The organism is Delftia sp. SD018, assembly GCF_017355445.1.
Lineage (GTDB): Bacteria > Pseudomonadota > Gammaproteobacteria > Burkholderiales > Burkholderiaceae_C > Comamonas > Comamonas acidovorans.
The window spans coordinates 44991-60873 of record NZ_JADDRN010000023.1 but is presented as its reverse complement, the minus strand read 5'-3'; the positions used below and the strand labels follow the sequence as shown (position 1 = coordinate 60873).

The following is a 15883-nucleotide window of genomic DNA, read 5'->3' as shown; positions in this document are numbered from 1 at the left end:
GTTTTAAATTTGTACTTTTATGAAGTTCGCAATACTGGGTGGTGGAATGGTCGGCGCCTGCTATATGCAGGCCTTTGTGGAGCAGGGGCACAGCCTGGTGGGCCTGTGCGACCTGCAGCTCAACGCTGCGGTGGCCGACGCCGTGCAGGCCGCTGGCGCGCAGGTGCATACCGCGCCCGGTGCCTGGCTGGCCGAGGCCGACGTGGTGGTGAGCGCCGTGTTCGGCACCGTGGCGCGCAGCCTGTTCGAGGCCTGCCTGCCCCATCTGCGCGATGGCGTGGTCTATGTGGACATGACCACGGCCGACCCGCAGGAGATGCGCGAATGCGGCGAGCTGGCCCGGCGCGTCGCCCAGGGCAGGGCGGTGCACTTCGTGGACGTGGCCATCACCGGCGCGGTCAACCTGGGCGGCAGCAAGACGCCGCTGCTCGTGGCCGGTGGCAAGGCCGGTTTTGTACAGGAATTGTTCTTGCCCCTTGGCGGCTTCGTTCGCGTGGTGGGCGGACAGCCGGGCGATGCCGCCGCGCTCAAGCTCCTGCGCAGCATCTACACCAAGGGGACCGAGGCGCTGGCCGTGGAGTGCCTGGTGACGGCCCAGCAGATGGGCCTGCGCGAGCAGCTGCATGCCGTGCTGCAGGACATCGACGAGACACCGCTGCGCACGCTGATGGAGTCCATGGTGCGCACGCACATCCCGCATTCCGCACGCCGCCGCAACGAGGTGGCCGAGGCCCGGCAGCAGATGGCCCGCAACGGCCTGGCGCCCATCGCCTCGCCCGCCGTCGAGGCGCTGTTCGCCGCCACGGCCCGGGCGCATGCGGCCCAGCCGTTCACCGGCACCTCCACCGACGAGGCCATCGATTGGCTGGGCAGCCACGTGCTCGCCAGCCAAGCCTGATCAACGTACCCCTGCGCCAACCGACACCACCAAAGGAGACATCCGCAATGACGACCCCGACCCGACGCCGCCTGGCCCTCGCCGGCCTGCTGGCACTGACCGCTGCCGCCATGGCCCCGGCCCATGCCCAGGGCACCTATCCGCAGCGGCCCATCAGGTTCATCGTGCCCTTTCCGGCCGGTGGCGGCACCGACAACCTCACGCGGCTGGTCGGCACCAAGCTCACCGAGGCCCATGGTTGGGCCATCGTGGTGGAGAACAAGCCCGGTGCCGGTGGCAACCTGGCTCTGGACCAGGTGGCCAAGGCCCCCGCCGACGGCCTGACCCTGGTGATGGCGCAGACCGACAACGTGGTGCTCAACCCGCTGCTGTACTCCAAGCTCACCTACAACCCCGACAAGGACCTGCGCGCCGTGGCCCTGGTCGCAGCCGGCCCGGCCGTGCTCGTGGTGAATGCCGATTCGCCGTACAAGTCCCTGGACGACATCGTCCAGGCGGCGAAGAAGGACCCCGGGCGCCTGAGCTTTGCCACGCCGGGCACCGGCACCATTTCGCACCTCATCAGCGAGGCCTGGCAGAAAAGCTCGAATGTGAAGTTCACCCACGTGCCGTTTCGCGGCATGGCGCAGGCCATGCCCGACCTGCTGGGCGGGCGCATCGACATGTACATGGGCTCCGTCCCCACGCTGCTGTCGCACATCCAGTCGGGCAAGGTGCGCGCCATCGGCGTGACCACCGCGAGCCGCTCCAAGCTGCTGCCCGACGTGCCGACCTACACCGAATCCGGCATCAAGGGCGTGGAGCTGGCCAGCGTGTGGGGCGTGATGGCCCCGGCCGGCACCTCCGACGCCATCGTCAAGCAGCTCAACGAAGCCATCAACAAGGTGGTGAACGCACCCGACACGGCCAGGAAGATCGCCGACTCCGGCGCCGAACTCATCACCGGCACACCGCAGGACATGGCCAGGCTCTACGCCAGCGACCGCGCACGCCTGGCACCCATCGTCAAGAGCTCTGGCACCACGCTCGATTGAGCGGCACGGCTTTCATTCCATCCACTCTGAGAACCACACCATGATCGGTCTTCAAATTCTGAAGCGGCAACGCGCTGTCAGCCTTGATATTGCCAGGCGCTATCTCGACGTGCCTGTTGCCAACGTCAGCGACTGCATGGCCCGCATGACGGCTGGCGGCGCGCGGCTGCGCCCCATGCACGGCGGCGGGCGCATGGCCGGCCCCGCGTTGACCATCAAGACACGCCCGGGCGACAACCTCATGCTCCACAAGGCACTTCAACTGGCCAGCCCAGGTGACGTGATCGTGGTGGATGCGGGCGGCGACCTCACCAACGCACTCATCGGAGAAATCATGGTGGGAGACGCCATGCGTCGCCAGTTGGGCGGCATCGTGATCAATGGCGCGATCCGGGACGCGGCATGGATTCGTGCTGGCAGCTTCCCGGTATTCGCAGCGGGCGTCACGCACCGCGGACCCTACAAGGACGGCCCGGGCGAGATCAATGTGCCGATCGCCATCGATGGCATGGTGATCGAGCCAGGTGACCTCATGATTGGCGATGACGATGGTTTGCTGTGCGTACCGCATGCGCAGGCGCAGGCCCTGCTGGATGCGGCACACGGAAAGCAGGTCGTTGAGGCCAGGATGGTGGCCGACATCGCTGCCGGTACCTACAGCGCGCCATGGATCGACGAGACGCTCAAGCGTCTGGGGTGCCCGATTCAGCCGTAGGGCCGGTGCGGCATCACCCATCCGGCACCCATCCAGCACCCATGGCCCGTCCGCCTCAGGCCTCGGCCAGCGCCTTCAGATGGCTTTCCAGGCCACCCGTGCCGCTGGCCGCGTTCACATGGTCGAAGTAGCCGTACCAGCCGCTGGCCTTGATGCCTGCCAGCAGGGCATCGCGCGCGGCGGTATCGGGAAAGCGCCAGATGCGCATATCCATATGCGGCAGGCTTGTTTGCGATAGCCGGGCTGGCCTTTAGGCTGGCGCGCTTTGACCACGCCATGTCCAGCCCCGTCGCAACTGTCCATTCCGATTCCCGCCCCGGCGCCTTTGCCATTTCATCCCAACCCGCCACGGCGTTGCACCGTGCCACGCCCGCCACGCTGGCGGCCGTGCTGGAGCAACTGTCCCCGGCCCAGGCCCGATGGGCGCGCGCCGCAGGCTTTGATGCGCAGCCGGGCCGCATCCTGCTGTTGCCCGGCATGCAGGCTGAAGTGCAGAGGGAAGGGCAGGGCGAGGGCACTGTCCTCGCTGGCGTGCTGGTCGGCGTGGACCCGGACCAGCCGCTGTGGCAGCTGGCCGGCCTGCCGGCTGCGCTGCCGCCCGGCACCTACACGCTCACCGATGCGGATGAGGCTCAGAGGCCGCATCTGCTCCTGGGCTGGGCATTGGGCGCGTTGCCATCGACCCGCCAGGCGCGGCAGTCGGATGCGGCAACCGCTCCATCACTCGCTCAGTTGGTGGCAAGCCCTGATGAGCAGGCCGCCGTCGCGCCAATGGCCGCAGCCATTGGCGAGGTGCGGCGGCTGGTCAACCTGCCTGCCAACCAGCTGGGTCCCGAACAGCTGGCCCAGGCCGTGGCCGACCTGGCCGCGCGCCATGGCGCGCGCTACCGGCAATGGGTGGGCGACGAATTGCCTGCCGCAGGCTTTGCCCTGGTGCACGCCGTGGGTCGGGCGGCGGCCCAGGCGCCGCGCGTGGCCGAGCTGACCTGGGGCGATGCCGCGCTGCCCCATGTGGTGCTCATCGGCAAGGGCGTGTGCTTTGACTCCGGCGGGCTGGACCTCAAGCCCGCCGCAGGCATGCGCTGGATGAAGAAGGACATGGGCGGCGCCGCGCACGCCCTGGCCCTGGCCGATCTGCTGATGCAGGCGGGCCTGCCCATCCACCTGAAGCTGCTGGTGCCTGCGGTGGAGAACGCCGTGGGTGCCGGTGCGCTGCGGCCCGGCGACATCATCGAGGCCGGAGACGGCCGGCGCGTGGAGATCGAGAACACCGATGCCGAAGGCCGGCTCCTGCTGGCCGATGCGCTGCACCACGCCATTCGCAGCGCGCCCATGCCTCCCGCGCTGCTGATCGACCTGGCCACGCTTACGGGCGCTGCGCGCACGGCGCTGGGGCCGGACCTGCCCGCGCTGTTCAGCAACCATGACGGCTGGGCCGAGGCCCTGCTAGCCCAGGGCCGCGCGCAAGCCGACCCGCTGTGGCGCCTGCCCCTGTGGGCCCCGTACCGCCGCATGCTCCGCTCCGACCAGGCCGACCTGCTCAACGCCGCCAGCACGCCGCAGGGCGGCGCCATCACGGCTGCGCTGTTCCTGGAGAGCTTTGTGCCGCCCGAGCTGCCCTGGCTGCACCTGGACCTGTTCGCCTGGAATCTGGAGGAGCGCCCCGGCCGTCCCAGGGGCGGCGAGGCCCAGGGCCTGCGCGCGCTGTACGCCCTGCTGTCGCAGCACTTTGCATCTGCGCGCAGCGCATTTGCATAGGCGCAATCAGGCTTTGCGGCGGGCTGGTGGCTCCACACAATCGGCCGTCTGGTGCAGCCGGCGCGGCACCCGCCGCCGCCTTCCTGCGATCTTGTTCCGGCTGCCAGGACACTTCATGACCCAAAGACGCTTCCTGCCTCGCCTTTCCCTGCTGCGCACCCACTTGCGCACCCTGCGAACTTCCGCACTGCTTCCCGCTCTGGCCGCAGCCCTGCTGTGCGCATCGCCCGCCCAGGCCGAAACCCTGCGCTGGGCGCGCTCCACCGACGCATCCACGCTGGACCCGCACGCGCTGAACAACGGCCCCAACCACAACCTGCTGCACCAGATCTACGAGCCGCTGATCATCCGCACGGCCGATGGCAAGCTGCTGCCCACCCTGGCCACGTCCTGGGCGCTGACTGCCGACCCCTCGGTCTGGGAGTTCAAGCTGCGCAAGGGCGTGAAGTTTCATGACGGCAGCCTGTTCACGGCCGACGACGTGCTGTTCTCGCTGCGCCGCGCGCGCTCGGCCACCTCGGACATGCGCTCGCTGCTGACCTCGATCACCGACGTGACCAAGGTCGATGCCTTCACCGTGCACATCAGGACCAACGGGCCCAACCCGCTGCTGCCGGCCAGCCTCATCAACATCCAGATCCTGAGCGCCGCCTGGGCCAAGGCCCATGGTGCCGAGCAGCCGCAGAACGCGCTGGCCAAGGAAGAGAACTACGCCACGCGCAACGCCAACGGCACGGGGCCCTATGTCATCGCCTCGCGCGAGCAGGACACGCGCACCGTGCTGCGGCAGTTTCCCGGCTACTGGGGCAAGGGGCTGTTCCCGCTGGAGATCGACGAACTGGTCTACCTGCCCATCAAGTCCCAGGCCACGCGCGTGGCGGCGCTGCTGTCGGGCGAGGTGGACTTCGTGCAGGACCTGCCCATCCAGGACATTGCGCGCCTGAGCGCCGACCCGCGCTTTCGCATCAACCAGGCGGCCGAGAACCGCACCATCTTCCTGGGCCTGAACGTGGGCGCCGCCCCGCTGGCGCATTCCGATGTGAAGGACAAGAACCCCCTGGCCGACCTGCGCGTGCGCCAGGCCTTCCAGCTGGCCATCGACCGGCAGGCCATACAGCGCGCCGTGATGCGCGGCCTGTCCGTGCCCACCAACATCATTGCGCCGCCCTTTGTGCACGGCTACGAGAAATCCTTTGGCGCTGTGGGCAAGGCCGACCTTGTCCAGGCCAGGAAGCTGCTGGCCGACGCCGGCTACCCCAACGGCTTCGGCATCACCCTGCACTGCACGAACGACCGCTACCTGAACGACGAGGCCATCTGCCAGGCCATCGCCGGCTTTTTGGGCCGCATCGGCGTGAAGACCGCCGTGTCGTCCCGGCCGCTGGCCATCCAGACGGCGGCCATCAACAACCAGGAGACGGATTTCTACCTGTACGGCTGGGGCGTGCCCACCTATGACTCGGCCTATGTCTTCGACTACCTGGTGCACACGCGCGGCAAGAATGGCCGGGGCAACACCAATGCCACGCGCTACAGCAATGCCGAGCTGGACAGCCAGATCGTCTCCCTGGCCTCCGAGGGCGATGCGCGCAAGCGCGATGCCACCATCCACTCCATCTGGAGCACGGTGCAAAAGGAGCTGATCTACCTGCCGCTGCACGACCAGATCCAGACCTATGCCATGGTGCGCAAGTTCGACATCCCGGTGAATCCGTCGAACACGCCGTACTTCAAGCTGTTCAAGCAGCCCGGTGCGCGCCAGGCTGCGGTGGCCGGCGCGCAGTAGGCTCAGTGTGTCGCAGCCGGCTGCGGCCGGTTGACCTCCACCGTGACGTGGACCAGTTCCTCGTGCACGCCAAGCAGCTGGCGTACGGCATCGGGGTCCACGCCTGCGGGCGCGTCCAGCGCCACGATGCAGGCGTAGCGCGCCTTGCCCACGCGCCAGACATGCAGGTCGGAGATCTGCGCGGCAAACGGCGCCTGGGCGATGGCCTCGCGTACCTCGCGGACCACGGGGGCGTGCATCTCGGCGTCCAGCAGCACGCGGCTGCTGTCGCGCAGCAGGCCCAGGGCCCATGCCGCCACCAGCACGGCGCCGGCCAGGCCCATGGCCGGGTCCAGCCATCCCAGGCCCCAGGCCATGCCGCCGAACAGGGCGGCGATGGCCATCACCGAGGTGGCGGCATCGGCCAGCACATGCAGGTAGGCCGAGCGCAGGTTGAGATCGCCATGGTCGCCGTGATGGCGGTCGCCCGCGTGGCCGCCGTGCGCATGCCTGCCGTGCCCGTGGTGATGTCCGTGGTCGTGACCATGGCCATGGTGATGCCCGTGCCCGCCCTTCAGCAGCCAGGCGCAGACCAGGTTGACCAGCAGGCCCAGCGCGGCCACGCCCAGGGCCTGCTCGTAGTGGATGGGCGAGGGCGAGAACAGGCGCTGCACCGACTGCCAGGCCATGCCGCCCGCCACCAGCAGCAGCAAGATGGCGCTGGTGTAGCCGGCCAGCACCTCGATCTTCCAGGTGCCGAAGGCAAAGCGCGTATCTCCCGCCAATCTGCGCGCGGCCGCATAGGCGCCAGCTGAGAGCCCCAGCGCCAGCGCGTGCGATCCCATGTGCCAGCCATCGGCCAGCAGCGCCATGGAGTTGAATCCGTACCCGCCTGCGATCTCCCCGACCATCATGGCCGCCGTCAGCCCCGCAGCCAGCATGGCACGGCGCTCGCCCAGCGGGTTGCCTTCGTCGAAACGGTGTGAATGCTGCCTGGGGCTGGCGACGCCAGCGGTCGAGAGGGATGGAATGCTGCGCATGCAGATACTGTACCCCAGTATGTGCAGGCGCCTAGAATGGCCCTCATGGCACATACGATTCAGAACAAGAAGCGCTTGCTCACGCGCATCCGCCGCATCCAGGGCCAGGCCCAGGCGCTGGAGCGCGCGCTCGAGGCCGAGCACGACTGCGCGGCCATCCTCCAGCAACTGGCGGCCGTGCGCGGCGCCGTCAACGGCATGATCTTCGAGGTGCTCGAAGGCCATGTGCGCACCCATCTGGGCGATGGCACGGCCGGCAGCCAGGCCCGTGAGGCCCATGAGACCCGGGACGCCGATGTGGACCTGGTGCTGTCGGTGATGCGCTCGTACATGAAGTGACGGCCGGCCCTGCCGCGGGGCCGCGCATTCATGAGCGCGATTGCGCAATCGCCGCACAGGTCTCAGCAATGCCTGCAGCCATCGCTCCTACGCTTGCACCCGTGTCAATTCAGGAGTGCAGGCGGATATGGACTGGATGGTGTTGGGGCTGCTGGCCGGCCTGGTGTTGGGGGCATATGACTTTCTGACCAAGCTGGCGCTGGGGGAAAAGTCCGTGCTGGAGGTGGTGTTCTGGTGCTCGGCGCTGGGCGCGCTGCTGTGGCTGCCTTTCGTGGCGATGGGCGATTCCTCGTCCGCCGAGCTGGACCTGCGCCAGCAGATGCTGCTGCTGCCCAAGTCGCTGATGATGGTGGCCACCTGGGTGCTGTCGTACTACTCGGTGAAGGCCTTGCCGCTGTCCATCTCTGCGGGCGTGCGTGCCAGCGGGCCGCTGTGGACGGCGCTGGGCGCGGTGCTCCTGCTGTCCGAGCAACTGGGCTGGTGGCAATGGCTGGGGCTGGCGGTGTCCATGGCCTCGTACTACCTGTTCTCCCTGGTCGGCCGGAAGGAGGGCATAGGCTTTGGTCGCAATCTCTGGGTGCTGTGCATGCTGGCGGCCACGCTGCTGTCCTCGGCCAATGCCCTGTACGACAAGCACATTCTGGCCACGCTGCGCATGGACCTGGTTGCCGTCCAGGCCTGGTCTGCGCTGCAGCGCGGCGCCCTGGCCTTGCTGCTGTTGCCCTGGATCTGGCGCGGGCTGGAGCTGCGCAGCCTGCTGGGGCGCAACTGGGCCGTGCCCGCCATTGCGCTGGCCTATGTGCTGGCCGAGTCCATCTACCTGGCCGCCGTGCAGATGGAGGGCGCGCAGATTGCCGTGATCTCGGTGCTGCGCCGCGCCAATCTGGTCATGGTGTTTGCGCTTTCGGCACGGTTCTTTGCCGAACGCCATCTGCGGCCCAAGGCGGCGGCCATGGCGGGCGTGCTGCTGGGCATTGCGCTGACCATGGCGCGCTGAGGATGTGAGGGCGTGAACGTGTGAAGCGTGAACGCGGATGGCGGGCGGCGGGCGGCGGCGCCCGGCTATCCGGCCTCGGCCGCCACCGCACGAATCCAGTCCATGACGGCCGCGCCATGGCGCGAGACCATGGCGCGCTCGGAAGCCAGCAGGAAATAGCTCTGGCTGCAGGGGATGGCCGTGTCCGAGACGCGCACCAGGCTGCGCTCGGCCAGCAGGCGCTGGACCAGGGAGCGGCGGCCCAGCGCAATGCCTTGCAGGTTCAGCGCCGCGTCCAGCATGAAGCCCGTGTCCGAATAGCTGAGCTGGCGCTGGGCTGCCGAGATGCGCAGGCCCGCGGCCTGCAGCCAGGGCTCCCAGGGTTGGCGGCTGTGCGAGAGCAGGTTGGCCCGCCGGAACAGCCCCGCCAGATCCAGGCCCTCGAACTTCTCCAGGTAGCGTGGCGCGGCCACGGCAAACCATTCGTCGTCCAGCAGGCGCTCGCAGTGGAATGCCAGAGGTGCCTGAGGCGCCTGGTGTGCAAAGCGGATGGCGATGTCCGCCTCGCCCTGCTGGAGATTGACGGTGCGCGTGGTCGGATCGATGGCGATGGAAACGTCCGGGTGGCTGCGCTGAAAGGCCGTGAGCGACGGCACCAGCCGCAGCCGTGCGAACGAGGGCAGGGCGCTGATGCGCACCACGTCGCGCCCCTGCACCAGGCTGCCGAAGGTGGTCTCCAGCGCCTGCAGCGGGGCGCGGGTCTGCTGGTGCAGCCAGGCTCCCTCGGCGCTGAGCGTGACCACGCGCGTGGTGCGGTGGAACAGCGGGGTGCCCAGCAGCTTTTCCAGTTCGCGGATGCGGTGGCTGACGGCGCTGTCCGAAAGGTTCAGTTCTTCGGCCGCCTGCTTGAAGCTCTGGCTTCGCGCCACGGCATCGAAGGCGGCGATGAGGTGAAGGGGCGGGATGTTGCGCATGGCTGGCCGGCATCGTACTGGAGCCGGGCGCGCCGATGGCCGGCACCTTCATCCATGCTCTCATTTTTTGCAAACAGTGACCCCTGAAAACCGCCCATCTCGGACACGGCGCCCCATTCGCAGCGGACAATCGTCGGGCCAGGAATATGACGGGATTTCGACAGTTCCCGCCGCCTGCTGGCCAGCCAAGGACTACCGCGCATGACAGAAGACCCCCGCCGAGATTCCCCCGCAGATGCCGCCACCGCCGCCGCCCAGGCGCCGCAGACGGCCCCGCAGCTGCGCATCGGCACCGTCGCCAAGCTCAATCTCGCCGACTTCCAGAACGCCGTGCCCGCGCTGCTGGAGCTGGCCATCGTCAACGAGGGCGAGCTGCCGCTGCAGGCGCTGAGCCTGCACCTGGCCTCGGAGCCTGCCTTCATCAAGCCGCGCACCTGGCGCCTGGAGTCGGTGGCCGCGCACAGCACCTATGCGCTGACCGACCTGGATGTGGCGCTGGACGGCGCCTTGCTCTCGCGCCTGACCGAGGCCGAGCCCGCCGTGCTGCGGCTGGAGCTGCGCAGCGGCCAGCCGGCAGAGACGGTGCTGGCCCGGCACGAACACCCGCTGGAACTGCTGGCCCGCAACCAGTGGGGCGGCCTGGGGCATTTGCCCGAGATGGTGGCGGCCTTCGTGCAACCCAACGATCCGGCCGTGGACCGCATCCTCAAGGGCGCGGCGCAGGCGCTGGAGGCGGCGGGCAAGTCCGGCGCCATCAACGGCTATGAACAGGGGCCGCAGCGGGCCTGGGAACTGGCCTCGGCCATCTGGACTTCCGTGCTCCAGAAGAAACTCAACTACGCGCTGCCGCCGGCCAGCTTCGAGCATGCGGGCCAGAAGATACGCGGCGCGACCCAGGTGCTGGATGCGGGCCTGGCCACCTGCCTGGACCTGACGCTGCTGTTCGCCTCCTGCCTGGAGCAGGCGCACCTGAACCCGCTGCTGGTCTTCACGCGCGGCCATGCCTTCGTGGGTCTGTGGCTGGGCAGGCAGGAATTCTCGACCGCCGTGGTCGATGACATCACGGCCGTGCGCAAGCGGCTCAAGCTGCAGGAGCTGGTGGTCTTCGAGACCACGCTGGCCGCGCAAGGCCAGGCCGTGGCCTTCAGCCAGGCCATTGCCCAGGGCGCGCGCCAACTGGCCGAAGAGCATGAGGACCAGTTCGAGCTGCTGGTGGACGTGCGGCGCGCGCGCATGCAGCGCATCCGCCCGCTGGCGCTGGCCCAGCCCCAGGACGCCGCGCCCGAGGCCGGCGAAGGCCAGGCCGAGCCCCGACTCACCGTGGAGCCGCCGCCCGAACTCCTGCCGCACGCGCAGACACGCGAAGTGCCCACCTCCCAGCTCGATCCCAAGGACAGGCTGGCGCGCTGGCAGCGCCGGCTGCTGGACCTGTCGCTGCGCAATGCCCTGCTCAACTTCAAGCCCGGCAAGAAATCGCTGCTGCTGCAGGTGGCCGCGCCCGCGCTGGAGGACACGCTGGCCCGGGGCCAGGTGCTCAAGCTGCTGCCCAGCCCCGAGCTCATGCAGGGCAAGGACCCGCGCAGCCAGCCATTGCACGAGGCGCGCAGCCTGGAAGACCTGCGCGGCGCGCACGCCGAAGAGGCGCTGCAGCGGCGCGAGGTCTTCATCGACCTGGAGCCGCTGGAGCTGGACAGCCGCTTTGTGGAGCTGTTCCGCGGCGCGCGCAACGCGCTGCAGGAAGGCGGCGCCAACACCTTGTTCGTGGCCCTGGGCTTTCTGGTCTGGAGCCGGCCCGACAAGCCCGATGTGCGCGTGCGCGCGCCGCTGATCCTGCTGCCCGTCACGCTGGAGCGCAAGAGCGCGCGCTCGGGCTTCACGCTGCAGGCGCATGAGGACGAGCCGCGTTTCAACCCCACCCTGGTCGAGATGCTGCGCCAGGACTTCCAGCTGGAGCTGGGCGTGCCCGCAGGCGACCTGCCGCGCGACGAGGCCGGGCTGGACATCACCGGCATCTGGGCCCGCGTGCGCGAGGCGATCAAGGACGTGCGCGGCTGGGAGGTCAGCGAGGACGTGGTGCTGTCCATGTTCTCCTTCGCCAAATACCTGATGTGGAAGGACCTGGCCGAGCGCGCCGACCAGCTGCGCAGCTCGCCCGTGGTCGCCCACCTGATCGACACGCCGCGCGAGCCCTATCGCTCGGAGATCGCCTTTCCCGACACGCGGCGGCTGGACCAGGAGTTCGCGCCGCAGCAGGTCTTCAGCCCGCTGCCGGCCGATTCATCGCAGCTGTCGGCCGTGATGGCCGCTGCGCGCGGCAAGGACTTCGTGCTCATCGGCCCGCCGGGCACGGGCAAGAGCCAGACCATTGCCAACCTGATCGCGCAGTGCCTGGCCGAGGACAAGCGCGTGCTCTTCGTGGCCGAGAAAATCGCCGCGCTGGACGTGGTCTACCGCCGCCTGCGCGAAGTGGGCCTGGGCGAGTTCTGCCTGGAGCTGCACTCCAACAAGAGCCGCAAGCTCGATGTGCTGGGCCAGCTGCAGAAATCCTGGGACTCGCATGGCCAGGTGGATGCCGAGGCCTGGGCCGCCAAGGCCAGCCAGCTCGGCCGCCTGCGCGAGCAGCTGTCGGCCTATGTGGAGCGCCTGCACCGGCGCCACGCCAACGGCTGGACCATCTACCGCGCCATTGGCGCCGTGGCCGGTGGCGAGGCGCTGCCGCGCCTGGGATTTCACTGGCCCACGCCCCAGGCCCATGACGAAGCGGGCCTGGCCCTTTTGCGCGAGACTGCGGGCCGCCTGCAGGCCAATGCCCAGGCCGTGGGCGCGCAGCATCTGAAGGACGGGCCGCTGGCCACGGTGCAGGCCAGCGACTGGTCCGTGCGCTGGCAGCAGCAGATGGTGGATGCCGCCCAGGCCCTGCACGATGCAGGCCAGGGCTTTGCCGAGGCGGCGCAGCAGCTGGGCCGGCTGCTGCGCATCGAGTGGCCGGCGCTGGGGCGCCAGGCGCGCTCGGCGCTGGGCGTGATCGCGCGCGCGCTGCCTGCGGCCGCAGGCCGCAACCTGGCTTTCTGCATGCTGCCTGACGGCGCGCGCATTGGAGAATCCCTGCAATCGGGGCTGCAGCTGCTGGCGCAGCACGGTGATCTGTCCGCACAGATTCCGGCGCCCTGGCCGGCCGAGCTGCAGACGCGCCTGGCCCAGGCGCTGGACCTGCTGGCGCAGCGCCGGCGCCTGCAGGCCGGGCTGGGCACGCCCTGGCCCGTGGCCCTGGGCGACGAGCTGGAGCGCGGCCTGCAGTGCATCGACGAGATCGCGGCGCTGCGCCAGGGCCTGTCCGTCAAGTACGGCGCGGGCGTGGGCCAGCTCAATGTCTCGCAGCTGCAGCGCGAATGGGCCAGGGCCGGCAAGTCCTTGTGGCCGCTGTCCTGGCTGGGCCGGCGCAAGGTACGCGCGGCGCTGGAGGCCACCATCGAGGGCACGGGCGAGCCGCGCGTGGCCGATGACCTGGCCGCCCTGGTGCGCATCCGAGGCCTGCGCGAGGAACTGGACCAGATCCAGCCCGGCGCCGCAGCCGACGGCCTGTGGGCCGGACACCGCACGCGCACCGACCATGCGCGCAGCGCCCTGAAGGCCAATGCGGCCCTGCTGGCCGCGCGTGCGCAGAAATCCTTCTCGCTCGATGGACTGGAGGCCGTGGCCGAAGGCCATGGCGGCGAGCGCTGGGCGGCCGAAGTGCAGCGCCTGCAGGCCCTGTACCAGATCGACCGCCAGCTCGATGGCTACCTGCCGCTGGCCGATGCCAGCCACGGCCTGTGGCGCGGCCTGGAAACCGATGCCCAGGCCTTGCAGGACGCGCTGGCCTTCGAGCGCGAGCGCCTGCAACTGACGCGGCGCGGCGGCCTGATGGCATCGCACGCCGCCGTGCCCCAGGGCCGCTGTGGCGCGGCGCTGCAGCAGGCCCATGCGCAGCTGGCGGCCCGCAGCGCCATCGAGGAACAGCTGCAGGCGCTGGACGATCTGCGCTTGCGCTGCCCCGGCGTCTGGGACGGCCTGGACACGCGCCCGCAAGCCGTGGAGCATGCGCTGCGCCTGCAGGGGTCGCTGCAGGCAGGGCTGACCGGGCTGGGCTGGCAGGAGGCTGAACTGGCCCAGGCACGCCAGGCCCTGCACCAGGTGCTGGCCTTGCGCAGCGCCGAGCTGGGCGAGGGCACCGCGATCGGCATGGCCTGCCAGCAGTTGCTGGACAGCCTGGCCGGCCTGCACGCGGCCATAGACCCCTTCAGCGCGGCGGCAGCCCATGGCGAGCCGCAGCAGCGTGCCCTGGCCCAGCGCACGGCCGAGCAACTGGCGGCCACGGCGGGCGGCGTGCTGGCCGGGCAGGGCGGCCTGCATGCCTGGTGCGCCTGGCGCAATGCCCAGGCCACGGCCCGCGCGGGCGGGCTGGGTGCGCTGGCCGACGCCATCAAGTCCGGCAGCCTGGAGCCGGCCCAGGCGCCCCAGGCCTTCGAGGTCAACTACGCGCGCTGGTGGCTGGCGCTGGCCGTGGACGAGGACGAGGTGCTCAAGCGCTTCGTCTCTGCCGAGCATGAGCGGCGCATTGCCGACTTCCGCGCGCTGGACGATGAATTCACCTCCGTCACGCGCCAGTGGATACGTGCGCGGCTGTGCGCGGGCCTGCCGTCGGCCGACAGCATCCAGCGCAACAGCGAGTGGGGCATCCTGCGGCGCGAGATCACCAAGAAGCGCCAGCACCTGCCGCTGCGCCAGTTGCTGGAGCAGATCCCCTCGGCCGTGCTGCGCCTGACGCCCTGCCTGCTGATGAGTCCGCTGTCCATTGCCCAGTACCTGAGCGCCGAGACCAGCAACTTCGACATCGTCATCTTCGACGAGGCCTCGCAGATCCCCGTCTGGGACGCCATCGGCGCCATGGCGCGTGCGAAGCAGGTGGTCATGGTGGGCGACCCCAAGCAGCTGCCGCCCACCAGCTTCTTCGGCCGCGCCGACACCTCCGACACCTTCGAAGACGACACGCAGGGCGTGGAAGGCGACATGGAAAGCATCCTGGATGAATGCCTGGGCGCCAGCCTGCCCACGCGCAACCTGTCGTGGCACTACCGCTCGCGCCATGAAAGCCTGATCGCCTTCAGCAACCACCGCTACTACGGCGGCGGGCTGGTGACCTTTCCCTCGCCCGTCACCGACGACCGCGCCGTCAGCTTCCACGCCGTGCAGGGCCGCTATGAGAAGGGTGGTGCCCGCATCAACCAGCCCGAGGCCAAGGCCCTCGTAGCCGACCTGGTGGCGCGGCTGCAGTCGCCGGGGTTTGCGCAGTCGGGTGCCACCATCGGCGTGGTCACCTTCAACTCCGAGCAGCAAAGCCTGATCGAGGATTTGCTGGACGAGGAGCGCCGCAAGGACCCGGGGCTGGAGCCGTTTTTCTCCGATGCGCTGCTGGAGCCCGTCTTCGTCAAGAACCTGGAAAGCGTGCAGGGCGATGAGCGGGACATCATGTACTTTTCCATCACCTACGGGCCTGATATCTCGGGCGCGGTGTCCATGAACTTCGGCCCGCTCAACCGCGATGGCGGCGAGCGGCGGCTGAACGTGGCGGTGACGCGAGCGCGGCAGGAGCTGCGCATCTTCTCCAGCCTGCGCGGCGAGCAGATGGACCTGTCGCGCACCCAGGCGGCGGGCGTGCGCGACCTCAAGCACTTCCTGGAATTTGCCGAGCGCGGCCCGCGCGCGCTGGCCGAGTCGCACCATGGCAGCCAGGGCGATTTCGACAGCCCCTTCGAGGCCAGCGTGGCCCAGGCGCTGGAGCGCAAGGGCTGGCGCGTGCACACGCAGATCGGCGCATCCTCATTCCGCGTGGACCTGGGCGTGGTGCACCCGGACCATGCGGGCAGCTACCTGGCGGGCGTGGAGTGCGACGGCGCCACATACCACCGCTCGGCCACGGCGCGCGACCGCGACAAGCTGCGCGAGCAGGTGCTGCGCGGCCTGGGCTGGCAGATACTGCGCATCTGGTCCACGGACTGGTGGGTCAACCCGGGCGGCACGCTGGAGCGCATCCACGCGGCGCTGACCGAGCTGTTGGAGCAGGACCGGCGCAAGCGTGCGGCCGAGGTTGCCGAGGTGCCGCAGGCGGCTGCAGTCGCCGGGGCAGAGCCAGAGACGCCAGAGACGCCAGAGACGCCTGAGGCGTCCGAGGCATCCGTGGAGGACGGCGAGGCGCATAAGGTCTGAAAGTCGGCCGTGCGCATGAAATGGGCACTTGCTGAAGCCAGAGACACCAAGGAAGGGCCGCCCCCGCACCGAGGGTGTCGTCCCCCTCCCCCGCAAGGCGGGTAGAGAGGGGGAAGGCGCGAAGCGCCTCAGGGGGTG

General features: G+C 69.4%; 10 protein-coding genes and 1 pseudogene. 8 read left to right on the top strand and 3 right to left on the bottom strand.

Annotated elements, in window-relative coordinates; translation table 11 throughout:
* The first annotated feature begins 19 nt into the window (after window positions 1-19).
* Genes INR38_RS21120 through INR38_RS21110 form a run of 3 tightly spaced genes read left to right on the top strand, consistent with a single transcriptional unit; the run spans window position 20 to window position 2647 of the window.
* Window positions 20-898 carry an NAD(P)-dependent oxidoreductase gene (locus tag INR38_RS21120; protein WP_207442942.1) on the top strand — a complete coding sequence of 293 codons (879 nt, stop codon included), beginning with the start codon at window positions 20-22 and terminating at the stop codon, window positions 896-898.
* A gap of 47 nt (window positions 899-945) precedes the next feature.
* Entirely contained in the window at window positions 946-1932 is a 987-nt protein-coding gene (locus tag INR38_RS21115) for a tripartite tricarboxylate transporter substrate binding protein (RefSeq protein WP_012206232.1), read from the top strand.
* Between the two features lie 40 nt (window positions 1933-1972).
* The gene (locus tag INR38_RS21110) at window positions 1973-2647 is read left to right on the top strand and encodes an RraA family protein (protein ID WP_063325658.1); all 675 of its coding nucleotides are present in this window, start codon (window positions 1973-1975) and stop codon (window positions 2645-2647) included.
* A gap of 55 nt (window positions 2648-2702) precedes the next feature.
* Here INR38_RS21110 and INR38_RS21105 read toward each other — a convergent pair.
* Window positions 2703-2855: pseudogene (locus INR38_RS21105) on the bottom strand (DUF6616 family protein); the annotation flags it as partial.
* A 68-nt stretch (window positions 2856-2923) separates the two neighbouring features.
* On the opposite strand from INR38_RS21105, the gene INR38_RS21100 reads away from it, so the two are divergent.
* Together INR38_RS21100 and INR38_RS21095 are read left to right on the top strand one after the other, a co-directional pair.
* A complete protein-coding gene (locus INR38_RS21100) occupies window positions 2924-4405 on the top strand; it encodes a leucyl aminopeptidase family protein (RefSeq protein ID WP_207442943.1) in 1482 nt (493 codons plus the stop codon).
* Window positions 4406-4520: 115 nt separating this feature from the next.
* Entirely contained in the window at window positions 4521-6191 is a 1671-nt protein-coding gene (locus tag INR38_RS21095; protein ID WP_207442944.1) for an ABC transporter substrate-binding protein, read from the top strand.
* 2 nt (window positions 6192-6193) lie between these two features.
* Here the strand turns inward: INR38_RS21095 and dmeF are convergent, their stop codons facing one another.
* Complete coding sequence (dmeF, locus tag INR38_RS21090; protein WP_207442945.1) at window positions 6194-7210, bottom strand: CDF family Co(II)/Ni(II) efflux transporter DmeF; 1017 nt, start codon at window positions 7208-7210, stop codon at window positions 6194-6196.
* Window positions 7211-7255: 45 nt separating this feature from the next.
* Between dmeF and INR38_RS21085 the strand changes: the two genes are divergently transcribed.
* Both INR38_RS21085 and INR38_RS21080 read left to right on the top strand, forming a co-directional pair.
* A complete protein-coding gene (locus tag INR38_RS21085; protein WP_242699142.1) occupies window positions 7256-7549 on the top strand; it encodes a metal/formaldehyde-sensitive transcriptional repressor in 294 nt (97 codons plus the stop codon).
* A 127-nt stretch (window positions 7550-7676) separates the two neighbouring features.
* Complete coding sequence (locus INR38_RS21080; RefSeq protein WP_207442947.1) at window positions 7677-8546, top strand: DMT family transporter; 870 nt, start codon at window positions 7677-7679, stop codon at window positions 8544-8546.
* Between the two features lie 65 nt (window positions 8547-8611).
* Here INR38_RS21080 and INR38_RS21075 read toward each other — a convergent pair whose 3' ends face one another.
* The gene (locus INR38_RS21075) at window positions 8612-9499 is read right to left on the bottom strand and encodes a LysR substrate-binding domain-containing protein (RefSeq protein WP_207442948.1); all 888 of its coding nucleotides are present in this window, start codon (window positions 9497-9499) and stop codon (window positions 8612-8614) included.
* A gap of 201 nt (window positions 9500-9700) precedes the next feature.
* Here INR38_RS21075 and INR38_RS21070 point away from each other — a divergent pair, with 201 nt between their 5' ends.
* Window positions 9701-15745: a DUF4011 domain-containing protein gene (locus tag INR38_RS21070; protein WP_207442949.1), complete on the top strand. Its 6045-nt coding sequence runs from the start codon at window positions 9701-9703 to the stop codon at window positions 15743-15745.
* Window positions 15746-15883: the final 138 nt, after the last annotated feature.